The 11345-nt window shown below is 61.1% G+C and carries 9 protein-coding genes; 3 read left to right on the top strand and 6 right to left on the bottom strand.

Features of this window, described 5'->3' with window-relative positions:
- Window positions 1–2 precede the first annotated feature (2 nt).
- The 6 genes from QE394_RS00505 to QE394_RS00480 form a co-directional block, all read right to left on the bottom strand.
- Window positions 3–1556: a GMC oxidoreductase gene (locus QE394_RS00505; RefSeq protein WP_349033486.1), complete on the bottom strand. Its 1554-nt coding sequence runs from the start codon at window positions 1554–1556 to the stop codon at window positions 3–5.
- A gap of 51 nt (window positions 1557–1607) precedes the next feature.
- Entirely contained in the window at window positions 1608–2495 is an 888-nt protein-coding gene (locus tag QE394_RS00500; protein ID WP_349033485.1) for an ATP-binding cassette domain-containing protein, read from the bottom strand.
- A complete protein-coding gene (locus tag QE394_RS00495; protein ID WP_056078679.1) occupies window positions 2492–4327 on the bottom strand; it encodes a dipeptide/oligopeptide/nickel ABC transporter permease/ATP-binding protein in 1836 nt (611 codons plus the stop codon). Before QE394_RS00495 ends, QE394_RS00500 begins: the two co-directional genes overlap by 4 nt.
- Window positions 4324–5265, bottom strand: coding sequence for an ABC transporter permease (locus tag QE394_RS00490; RefSeq protein WP_056078680.1), 942 nt, complete (start codon window positions 5263–5265; stop codon window positions 4324–4326). The genes QE394_RS00495 and QE394_RS00490 overlap by 4 nt, the downstream gene beginning before the upstream one ends.
- 73 nt (window positions 5266–5338) lie before the next feature.
- Window positions 5339–6856: an ABC transporter substrate-binding protein gene (locus tag QE394_RS00485; protein WP_349033484.1), complete on the bottom strand. Its 1518-nt coding sequence runs from the start codon at window positions 6854–6856 to the stop codon at window positions 5339–5341.
- Between the two features lie 316 nt (window positions 6857–7172).
- Window positions 7173–8432: an ROK family transcriptional regulator gene (locus QE394_RS00480; RefSeq protein WP_349033483.1), complete on the bottom strand. Its 1260-nt coding sequence runs from the start codon at window positions 8430–8432 to the stop codon at window positions 7173–7175.
- 193 nt (window positions 8433–8625) lie between these two features.
- Here QE394_RS00480 and QE394_RS00475 point away from each other — a divergent pair, with 193 nt between their 5' ends.
- The 3 genes from QE394_RS00475 (at window position 8626) to QE394_RS00465 (ending at window position 11332) form a co-directional block, all read left to right on the top strand.
- Window positions 8626–10485: a glycoside hydrolase family 3 N-terminal domain-containing protein gene (locus tag QE394_RS00475; RefSeq protein WP_349033482.1), complete on the top strand. Its 1860-nt coding sequence runs from the start codon at window positions 8626–8628 to the stop codon at window positions 10483–10485.
- An 89-nt stretch (window positions 10486–10574) separates the two neighbouring features.
- A complete protein-coding gene (locus tag QE394_RS00470) occupies window positions 10575–11063 on the top strand; it encodes a glycosyl hydrolase (protein ID WP_349033481.1) in 489 nt (162 codons plus the stop codon).
- 5 nt (window positions 11064–11068) lie between these two features.
- On the top strand, window positions 11069–11332 hold the full coding sequence (locus QE394_RS00465; RefSeq protein ID WP_349033480.1) for a glycosylhydrolase-like jelly roll fold domain-containing protein: 264 nt from the start codon (window positions 11069–11071) through the stop codon (window positions 11330–11332).
- Window positions 11333–11345: the final 13 nt, after the last annotated feature.

Genomic DNA, 11345 nt, shown 5'->3' with positions numbered 1-11345 from the left:
CCTCACTTCTCTGTGGACGTGGAGTTGATTGATTCGGCGATCTGGCGGGCCCCGGCGACGGCCAGGGCCACCCCGGTCAACGTGGGGTTGCAGGCTGTAGGGGTGGGGATGACACCGTTGCCGGCAACGAACAACCCCCTGACGTCCCACACCTGTCCGGCGGGATCACATACAGCGGTTCCGTCATTGGATGTCCCCATCCGAAGGGTGCCTTGGTAGTGGAGTGAGGCGCCGGCAGGGAAAGTGAGCGGTTGATCGCCCAGTGGCTCGCCCAAGGACCGGGCGGCGGCAACCACCGATTGGCGTGCTGCGGACAGTGTCTGCTCGTCGCGTTCGGTGAAGGTGTAGTGGATATTCATGGCTGGCAACCCGTAGGCGTCCGTGGTGTTTTCGGAGAAGACAACGCGGTCTGAGGCTTGGAGGTCCTTGGCGCAGAACCACCCCAGGCCCACGATCGAACCAGGGATGACATCCCCTGAGATGGGCACCGGTGATGCGTCCAGTTGCATGACCTGCCCATGAAAAGGCTGCTCATCGGTGAAGGGCACCCAGCTGACCCCGCTTTGGGCGGTGATGGTGGTGTCGCTTGATGAGGCAGCGGGAACATCATCCACGACACCGGTCAACCGGACAGCGTGGACAATCTGAGGCTGGTCGTTTAGGTACCGGCCGAGTGCTTCGGGGCGGATACCGGATGCGAACAGCAGCTGCGGACCGCGGAGGGCATCGGCGGCAACTACGACGTACCTGGCCGCAATTTCATGCTCGTCTCCTGACTTGTCGTCGCGCACCCGCACACCGCTGACCTCGTCTCCGTCGGTCAGTACCCGCACAACCACGCTTTCGTCGAACAGGCGGGCCCGGGGGTTGTTCCGCGTCTCGTCACCGAACACCACGTCAGCTCCAGACCAGATGAAGCGACCGTCGTCAGTGCGGCGGACCGCCAGCGGCATGGGCTGAACACGCCGGTCAGGTGCGCGTCCGTCGTCGAGCGCCGCCGACAAACGCGAGCGGACGAGGTCGGCCAGGGGAGCACCAGCCAAGGCCTCTGAGCTGACCGAGAGGAGGCGTTCGGCCTCGCTCAGAAGCTCGTCCATGTTCGGAAGGAACGCAATACGTTCGCTTCCGCCAGGACGCGGGCACGCGCCGGTCCAGTGCGCAGCCATACCGCCAACATTGCTGGAGAATGCAAGGCCCGGCAGTCCGGTCTCGCCGGGCTGCTGCCAACCGTCGTCGAGGAGGAAGGTCCCGGGCCGCACCGGGCGTGCGACGTCGCGTGCATACTCTGCGAGGTTCCCGCCGCTTGGCACGGCGCTTACTTTTCCCTCGGAACGGCGCTGGGCAACTTCGCGGTCCTGCACGCTTGCGATGTTCTTCACGTGGGATCCGGGGGGATCGCTGATGGTCGGTCCGGCCTCGAAGATGGCAATGCTGGCCTGGGGGCTGAGCTCTGAAAGTATCCGGGCATAGGCGGCTCCGGCAGGGCCGCTGCCGATGATTGCGACGTCAACGACAGCTGGATAAGGGCGCGCTGAAGGTACTGCTGTGGTGATCATGCTGTTCTCCGGGAGTCTGTAGAAGGAGGGCTTCACGCCCTGGTGGTTTGCTCAGCGGGCAGCTGTGGACAGTGCGGCTTGAGCGTCAAGGAAAAGTCGTCGTTCCCGGCGCCTGTTGGCCTGCCGGGCCGGGTTGGCGATAGGTGAGGCCAGGAGGAGGGCCTTCGTGTATGCATGTTGCGGCTCGGCAATAACCCGCTCCGTGGTGCCCGTCTCCACGATTTCTCCCCGCCGCATCACTGCGACGCGCTCGCTGATGTGCCGCACCACATCCAGATCGTGAGTGACAAAAAGGAGCGAAACCCCGGTCTGCTCTTGAATGTCGGAGAAAAGTTGAAGAACCCGTGCCTGGGTGGACAAGTCCAATGCACTGACGGGCTCATCACACACTATGAGCTTGGGATTCCGGCACAACGAACGGGCGATTGCGATGCGTTGCCGTTGGCCACCGGAGAACTCGCGAGGATAGCGGGTGCTGGCGTTGGAGGGCAGGTTCACAACATCCAGAAGCTCCCGGACCCGTCGTTGTGCATCAACCTTGGACGTCCCGGAAACCTGCATCGGCTCGGACAAAATGTCGCTGATGGTCATTGAAGGATTCAGGGAGGTGTAGGGATCTTGAAAAACCACCTGAACGTCGCTGCTGAGTGCCCGGCGTTCCTTCTTGCTGAGCCTGGTGATTGACCTGCCGTCGAAACGGATGTCGCCGCCGGTCACCGGGGCAAGACCCAGCACGGCTCGGCCAATGGTTGACTTACCGGAACCGGACTCACCCACAAGCCCCAGGGTTTCCCCGGGTTTGATATCCAGGCTCACGCCTTGCAACGCCCGGAATGTCCGTTTTCTGCCGAATCCGCCAATCCTGTAATCAACGGTCAGGTCGGTGATCCGCAGGAGGGGTTCTGCTTCCGGCAAGGCGGTCTGGTTGACGGAAGTCATCGTGCACCTTCTGTCTCGGTGGTCATGTCGGCCTCGACAGGGTGGTCGGCCGGCGTTTTCGAGGTCGAATCGAGGGCAGAGTCCAAGAGGAGCCGTGTGTACTCTTCCCGGGGGTTGGTGAACAACTCAGTGACCTCAGCTACTTCCACAATTTCTCCGTTGCGCATCACGGCCACTTGATCGCACAGATCCGCGACGACGCCGAAGTTGTGGGTCACCAGGACCACACCCATGCCGCGTTCCGCCTGAAGGCTGCGAATGAGATCCAGCACGTCGGCCTGAACCGTGACGTCCAGAGCGGTGGTGGGTTCGTCGGCAATGAGCAGTTCCGGATTGCAGGAAACGGCTCCGGCAATGAGTACGCGCTGCGCCATTCCGCCTGAGACCTGATGCGGGTAGGACTTGAAGACCCGCTCCGGATCAGGAATGCCTACGCGGGCGAGGAGTTTGAGGGCTTCCTCTTTTGCGGTCTTTGCCGAGATTCCCAAGTGGTGTCGCATTGGCTCCGTGAGTTGGGACCCGATGCGGAAGGCGGGATCGAGGTTACTCATGGGCTCCTGGGGGATATAACCGATCCGGGCGCCTCGTAGTCCATTTCGCTCTTTGGGAGTCATCCCGAGCAGATCCACTCCGGCGAAACTCAAGGTTCCCGCAGTCATGTGGGCTTGCCCGGGCAAGAGTCCCAAGACCGAGAAGGCGGTCTGCGACTTACCCGAGCCTGATTCTCCCACCAGGCCAACGATCTGGCCGCGCTCCACCCTCAAGGAAATGCCTTTGACGACGTCGGACTTCTCACCGTTGGGGCGGGGGTAGGAAACCCGGAGATCGTCGATGACCAGAAGTGCGTCTCCTGGATCCACAGGCGCCTTCTTCATAGGCCGTGCAGGTTCAGGAGTTGAACTGGCGTGCTCGGCAGCTTTTACTTTCCTGGCGGGGCCGGCAGATGATCCGTAGTTCGCCAGGGCGTCGCGGAAGCCGTTTCCCACCAAGGTGCAGGCCATGACCGTCAACACCAGTGCAGCGCTTGGCCAGATGAGCAGCCCGGGCGCGTTGAAGATGTTTTGCGATGCGTCATTGAGCATCAGGCCCCAGCTGGCTTTGTCGGAAGAACCAAGACCGAGGAAGGCGATGCCTGCCTCGATTCCAATGCCGGCACCTGCCAGCAGTGCGGCTTGAATGATGGTGGGCGTGATGACTACAGGAAGGATGTGGCGGACCATGATGCGGATATCGCTCAAGCCGGAGACCCGGGCTGCGTCCACGTACAACTCTTCCCGCACCGCCCGGACCGAGCCGCGGATGAGCAGGAACACCGAGGGGGCGATCAATATGCCGAAGACCACCAGTGCAAGTGAGGTGCTGCGTCCTACACGGGCCAAAACCACAAGGAGCACAACTATTGCCGGCAGTGACAGCAGGGCGCCGCTGATCCACATGCTGACGCCGTCGATCCAGCCCTGGCGGTAACCCGCCAGGAGCCCGGTCGGTACTCCAATCAGCAGGCTCACCGCAATGACAATCGCGGCACTGGAAAGGCTGGTTTGGGCGCCGTAGACGAGGTTCGCCAGCACGTCGCGGCCCACTCCATCTGCGCCCAGCGGATGTTCAGCCGTGAAAGGCGGTGCGAGGACATCGGCGAGGCGGGTGGCAGTGGGGTCGTAAGAGGAGATCAAGGGTGCGAGGACCGCCACCACAACGAGCAACGCGAGGAACACGAGCGAGATCACTGCCGCCGGTTCACGAAGGAACTTCTTGATCAGTTTGTCGCCTTGGGGTGCGGAGCTAACCACTTCAAGCGACTTGCGGGTGCCGGTGACAAGGTTATCGGTCATGAGACACGAACTTTCGGATTGATCCAGCCTTGCGCCAGATCGACGAGGAGATTCACGACGACGACGAGCACCACCGTGACAAGGACGATTCCGAGCACCACGGGCAGGTCGCCACGGCCGGCTGAGGTATTGGCCTGGGTGCCGATTCCGGGGATATTGAAGACTTTCTCAACGATCACTGAGCTGGAGATGGCCACGATGAACATCAGGGATACCGTTGTGAGGCTTGGTCCGGCGGCGCTGCGCAAGGCATGCTTCACCACGACGCTTCGCTCGGGGAGGCCACGGCTGCGCAGTGTTCGAACAAAGTCCTGCTGCATCACATCGATCATGGACCCCCGGACCTGCAAAGCGATGGAGGCCAGGGAGCCTAATGCCAACGCAATGACCGGGAGTGAGATGGATGCGAGCCACTTGCCGGGAGAAGCCGCGAAAGCAGTGAATCCGGTAGCCGGAAACATGCGCAGTTGGACTGCGAAAACCAAAGCCAGGACCAGGGCTACCAGGAAGCCGGGAATTGCCTGGACCAGGGTGGATACCACCTGCAGGCCACGGTCGAGTCGTCCTCGCCGCAAGGCAGCTGTCACACCGATCAAGGTTCCAAAACAGGCAGCGAGGATCAGTGATCCGATCACCATGGAAAGGGTGGGCGGAAGGGTTTGGGAGAGTAGTTCTCCTACTGGCTGGTTGGTGAACCAGGACCGGCCCAAATCTCCACGAACGGCTGATCCGAGCCACTGGAAGTATTGGGTGATCAACGGTTCATCAAGGCCCAGTTGTTGGCGCTTGGTTTCCACCTGTTCGGCTGAGGCTACGGGACCCAGAACCTGACGGACGGGGTCTTGCCCCGTGAGGTTCAGGAGGAAGAACGTCGCAGTGGAGATAACGAACATGAGCACCAGTCCTGAGGCCAGGCGGCGAAGGATAAACATCAACATGGCAGCTCCTTGGGCTTCGGGAAGATGACGGATGGGTAGGGGAGGCCGGCCCTGGGATGGACCGGCCGCCCATCTACTTCTGCGCGGGAGCCAGGCCCCAGAGAGGCGGCAGAGTGGAGTAGCGCTGCGGAGTAACAGTGATGTCGGCGCTGCTGGCGAAGACGTTGTCAGACTGGATGTAGGGAGCGAACCAGGCTTGATCCACCAGATAGGTGTTCAGCTGACGGAACGTTTCGGTTTGGGCCTCACCGGTTTCGCCTTGGGCCTTGTTGATCAGGTCAACCACAGTGGGGTCGGAGACGTGGAACGGGTTCCAGAGTGATTCGGGAGTGAGCGCGATCTGGGCGAAATCCCAGGGGCGCGGGCTGTTGAGTCCGAAAATCGCTGCGGGATACTTTCCTGCCAACAGATCCGAGATGAAGGTCTGGCCGTTCACCGGCTGGTACTGCGGTGTAATGCCGATAGCCGTCAGGGCTTCAGTCACGGCCGCTTGCTGGTCCGGATAGATGGGTGATACATCCGGCATGGGCAGGATGAAGCCGTTTGCATAACCGGCGTCGGAGAGAAGCTTCTTCGCGCCGTCCACATCGAAGGGGTACTTCTTGTCCAGCTCAGGGATGTAGGCGTCGCTGGTGGAACTGAAGACCTGGCTGGTGGCCTTACCCTTACCGCCGAAGACTTGCGCGTGGATGGCATCGCGATCCAATGCCATGTTGATTGCCTGGCGTACCTTGGGCTCGGCGAGCGCAGGAACCAGGGAACCCTTGCGGTCGAACAAGTAGAGGCCGCTGGTGGTGTAGGCGGGGTTGGACTGGATGTTCAGGCCTGCGGACTTAAGGCTGTTTGAATCCTTGTCGGTGACCACTGCGAAGTCTGTTTCACCGGCCCGCAATGCGTTGAGGATTGCGTTGTTGTCGTTGAAGACCGTGACTTCGACGGTGTCGAACGGGAAGTCTTTGGCGTTCCAGTAGTCCGGATTTCTGGTGTAGGCGTACTTGATGCCGGTCTGGGACTTTGCGGCATCAAGGATATAGGGGCCGGAACCTACGGGAGTGGTGTCCAGTTCCGGGGTTCCCAAGGCCTTCGGGCTGGCAAGGACGCCGGCGGTTCCCCCCAAGTTCGGCACAAGGGACGGGTCCGGAGCGGAGAGCGTTACCGTGAGATTGGTGGCGTCGGTGACAGCTACCTCTGTGATGAAGCGCAGTTGCCCGCCGGCTTCACCAGTACCCTTGCGGGCGGAATCAAGATTGGCTTTCACCGCGGCGGCATCCAGGGGCGTCCCATCGGTAAATTTGACGCCTTCCCTGATCGTGAGCGAAAGCTTGGTCCGGGCGTCGTCGTAAGACCATTTGGTCACGATATTCTCGGCGGGTTCGCCCTCGTTGGTGTTCCGGAAGAGGGAATCGTAGACCGGCTGAAGGAACTGGGTGGTGGGGCCGGTACCGAAATTGCCGGGTGCGAAAGACTCAGGTGTTCCGATAGCTGCGATATCCAATTCCGTGGAGGCGGCGGAACCGCCAGGGGAGGATCCGTTGCAGGCGGTAAGCGCCATGACGGCTGTGACGGCGGCGATGCCGACTAATTTGCGCATGTTTCTCCTAGACAAGGCGTCGAATGCTCAGCTTCGAGTGATCCGACTGTTCTCCGGCGACAACGCTACGGAGATGGATAAGTACTGCGATGAATGGTGGCTTACATGCCTTTGAAAGGCGCCTGGCTTCACAGGAAATCCTTTGGATTCCTTGAATGCATTACTGGCGCAGGGCCGCGGGATGCAGGTGGTGTGCTCCATCTCGGTCTCCCTCGCCATTGAGGTTTATGGTGCTGGTTGAGCGTTTTGTGGCGCCTGTTACAACGATAATCCGGTGACCGGAAGAAGTCAACAACTTCTTCCGGTCTTCGGAATATCAGGCCGAAACACCTTCTTTGGTTTGACTCAGGGGTTGCATCAGCCGCTCCAGGAGCCCGGGAAGGTTGTCTTTGGAGAAGAGCTCGCCCAGAACAAGCTGGGCGGCACCGACGACGCCGCCTACCTGCTCGTCAAGGGCAGATAACTCCACGAGCAGGTCCGGTGCGCCCGTGGAGGGCAGCCGTTCAAGGACGGCTTGCTGTATGGGCTTGAGCACGATGTCTTTGGCACGGGCAATGCCACCGCCGACTACCAGCATGTGAGGAGCGAAGAAACTGACCAAGGTTGCCAGGCTGCTTCCAAGGAGTGCCGCTGTTCGGTGGAGCAGCTCCTTCGCGGCGGCGTCTTGGTGCTCAGCGGCCAGTGTCACGTCGTAGGCGCGGACACGTCCGGTCTCCTTGAGGACTTGTGCGAGGTAGGGGCTGCGTCCCGTTTCAGCCAACATCAAGCCGTCCCGCTCAATCGCCCATCCACTGGTGACCGCCTCAAGGCAGCCTGTGCGCCCGCACCTGCAGGCAACCACTCCGGCCTCCGGGACGGCCACATGGCCAATGGAACCCGCCAGGCCGTGGGAGCCCCGGTAGAGCCTGCCATCGGCGATGAGGGCAGCTCCAACCCCGGCGCCGGCCCCGAAATAGAGCAAGTGCTTTGCCTTGGCAGCCCGCGGATTGCTCTCTATTTCAGCGAGCGCCAGAAGATTAACGCGATTGTCCACCCATGCCGGAACCGGCCAGCGAGCCGCGAACTCTTCCCGTACGGGGTAGTCCTCCCAACCCGGCATGACCGGTACGCCAACGGGAGTGCCGGTATCGAAATTGACCGGACCGGAGAGCCCCACGCCGATCCCCAGCAGGTTGTTGCCCCCTTGCTCCCTGATGACGTCATCGACGATCCCATTGACCTGGCCCAGGATCCGCTCGGGCCCTTCGCTGATCTCGCACAGCTCCCGGTGGCGGGTGCCCAGCAGGGAGCCGGCCAGATCGGAAGCACTGACCACCATTTCATTGGACGCAATGTCCACGCCTATAACGTAGCCGGCCTGGGCGTTGAGGGACAGCAGCTTGGCGGTCCGCCCGCCCGTAGAGGGAGCGCGGCCGGGGGAATGGATAAGCCCGATTTGTTCGAGTTCTGCAACCCGCTCGGCAACAACACTGCGCCCCAGCCCTACGTGATCGGTCAGGCTGGCCTGCGTAATGCCGTCCTGCCAACGGATTGTTTCCAGTACGGACGCGAGTCCGGTATACCGCTCTGTGGCCATTGAATCTCTTCCTGGGTGCTCGCGCCCACTGCGTCAGCGCTGTGGTGATGGATCCTGTCCGTTTTGTGGAACCATCCGGGCACTCACAGGTGCCATCATGCTCCAACTCCACGTCACCAAACAAGAAAAGTCTAGCAACTTTTGCCGGTCATCGGATAAACTCTTCCAAATTCCCACCTAGCAAGGAGATTTTATGCGACGGCCCACGAGCACGAATGACGACGGCGTCCAGTACCGCGACCTGAACGGCAACGGAGTGATGGACCCCTACGAAGATCCGCGCCTGGACTCCGCGAGCCGCGCGAAGGATCTGCTCGAACGCTTGTCGATAGAAGAAAAAGTCGGGCTGCTATTCAACACGGTGATGGTTGTTGGCGAGCCGGGTGACCACGATACTGCGAGTCCGTTCGGGCCGGAGACTCCTCGTGACTTTGTAGTAGGCCAGTCTATTAACCACTTCAATATTGGCCGCTTCCCTTCGGCAGAGCACATGGCGCGTTGGCAGAACTGCATGCAGGAACTCGCCGAGCTTGCTCCCCACGGGATTCCCATCACCTTTGCCACCGATCCCCGCCATGGTTTCGCGCAGAACGATGGCATGGTCTTCGCAACCGGCTCGTTCTCACAGTGGCCCGAGCCCATGGGCCTCGCAGCCATCGGCAATCCTGCGTTAGTGAGTGAATTCGCCGAGACCGCAAGGAGCGAGTATGTCGCCGTCGGACTTCGTGCAGCTATTCACCCGCAGATCGACTTGGCCTCTGATCCGCGCTGGGCGCGTCAATTGCAGAGCTTCAGTTCAAACTCAGCGGTGACGTCAGAGTACGGGTCGCTGTTGATCGAAGGTCTACAGGGCCAGAAGCTGTCATCCACGAGCGTCGCCTGCACGGCAAAGCACTTCCCGGGAGGCGGGGCGCAAGAAGACGGGGAGGATCCCCACTTCCCACAAGGCAAAGCTCAGGTTTATCCAGGGGGCAACTTCGAAGAGCACCTGGCACCGTTCCGAGCAGCTATCGCCGCCGGAACCAGCGCGATCATGCCTTACTACTCACTGGCGAAAGACCTGCTCATTGACGGCGTAGCCGTGGAGGAAGTGGGCTTCGCCTACAACAAATACCTGATCTCGACACTCCTACGCGAAGATCTTGGGTTCACTGGGGTTGTACTTACTGACTGGCAGCTCGTCACAGACCTTGAAGTCTTTGGCTTGCCCTTCCCTGCCAAGGCGTGGGGTGTGGAGCACCTCAGCCGCATTGAGCGTGTTGAGAAGCTCTTCGACGCCGGCGCAGATCAATTCGGGGGCGAGTCCTGCACGGATTTGGTCCTTGAGTTGCTGGCCAGCGGACGGCTCTCCCAGAAGCGCGTGGACGCGTCAGCGCTGAAAGTCTTGCAGGTCAAGTTCGAACTCGGCCTGTTCGACAATCCGTACGTCGACGAGAACGCGGTTGCAACCATTGTGGGTTCCGAGTCTTTCCGGGCTGCTGGGCACCGCGCCCAGGCGGAGGCCGTCACCGTCCTGAAAAACACTGGTGTATTGCCGCTGCGAGCGGACACCCGGGTATACGTCGAAGGCGTCAACCCGGAAGTCGTCGATGATCGGGTCACCCTTGTGGATGACAAGAAGGACGCCGACGTAGCTCTTGTGCGCCTCACTGTCCCCTACGAGCCGCGCAACGAGTATTTCCTGGACGCTATGACGCATCAGGGTAGCCTCGACTTCCCGGACGAGGAGGTCGCACGGGTGCGAGCACTTGCAGCAGAACTCCCCGTGATCCTCGACGTCTATCTTGAACGAGCAGGGATCCTGACCCCGTTCGATGAGCTCGCAGAAGCCGTCACCGTGAACTTCGGCGCTTCTGACGCTGCCTTGCTCGACGCGTTAACAGGAACTATTCCTCCCCGAGGTCGCCTGCCGATCGAGCTGCCTCGCTCCATGGCCGCCGTCGAAGCATCACATCCTGACGTCCCCAACGACACCAAAGATCCGCTCTACCGCTACGGCGCCGGCCTCAGCCTGCCGTCAACTTCGCGGAGGGAATCCAGGATGCTGACGTGACCGGGATGGACAGGAAATCGAGCGAAGTTCTCTGGAGTGAGTTCGTTGATCCACCGGATTCGGCGCGGCCGCGTGCGTGGTAGCACTGGATGGACGGCAACGTGGACCTCGAGGGCATTCGGGCGGATCTTCGTTGGCTCCACTCTGTGGGCGTCCGAGGAGTTCAAGCCTCCGACGGTGCGTTAGCTAATCCGCTTGTAGTGGAGGAAGCTGTGATTCCCGGCAGCGAGCAGTGGCGCGAAGCTATTGCCGTTGCTGTCGCGACGGCCCACGACCTCGGCTTGGACTTCACTGTTGCCACTTCTGCGGGGTGGAGCGCCTCGGGAGCACCGTGGGTTGAAAAGGCCGATGCCATGCGCAAGCTGGTGTGGTCGCAGACTGTGGTCGAAGGTGGCGAACTGACCCAGCTCAACAAGCTCCCTAACGTCGCAGGACCCTCTCAAGACATCCCCACATGGGGTGTCGAGCCGCGGGAAGGCTCAGGCGATGTCAAAGACCTCGTCGCACTGGCCATCCCTTTCCACGGCACTCACGATGCTTTGGAGCCCGCGTTGGTCCGGTCCAGTTCATCGATGTAGCCGATATGGCGCGCGTCAAAATCAATGGCGGGGACGCTGGAGTTTTCTGGACAGCTCCCTACCGGGTGTCCACCAGCGCACTGAGGTCAGGAACGAACCGGATCGAAGTAAGCGTCACCAGTCCGTGGCGCAATCGACTGATTGCTGAGGCCCGCAGCAGCACCGGGACGCTCTACCCGCCAATGACGGGTGTCTTCACCGACGATGCCGAAATCCTGCCTGCAGGTCTACTTGGGCCAATGAGCCTGGTCTACAACCACCGTCCCTGATCTCCGCTAACGA

This window comes from Pseudarthrobacter sp. SORGH_AS 212, from assembly GCF_030818145.1.
Taxonomy (GTDB): Bacteria; Actinomycetota; Actinomycetes; order Actinomycetales; family Micrococcaceae; genus Arthrobacter.
Note: the sequence above shows the minus strand (reverse complement) of the source record. Positions and strands in the feature narration are given on the sequence as shown.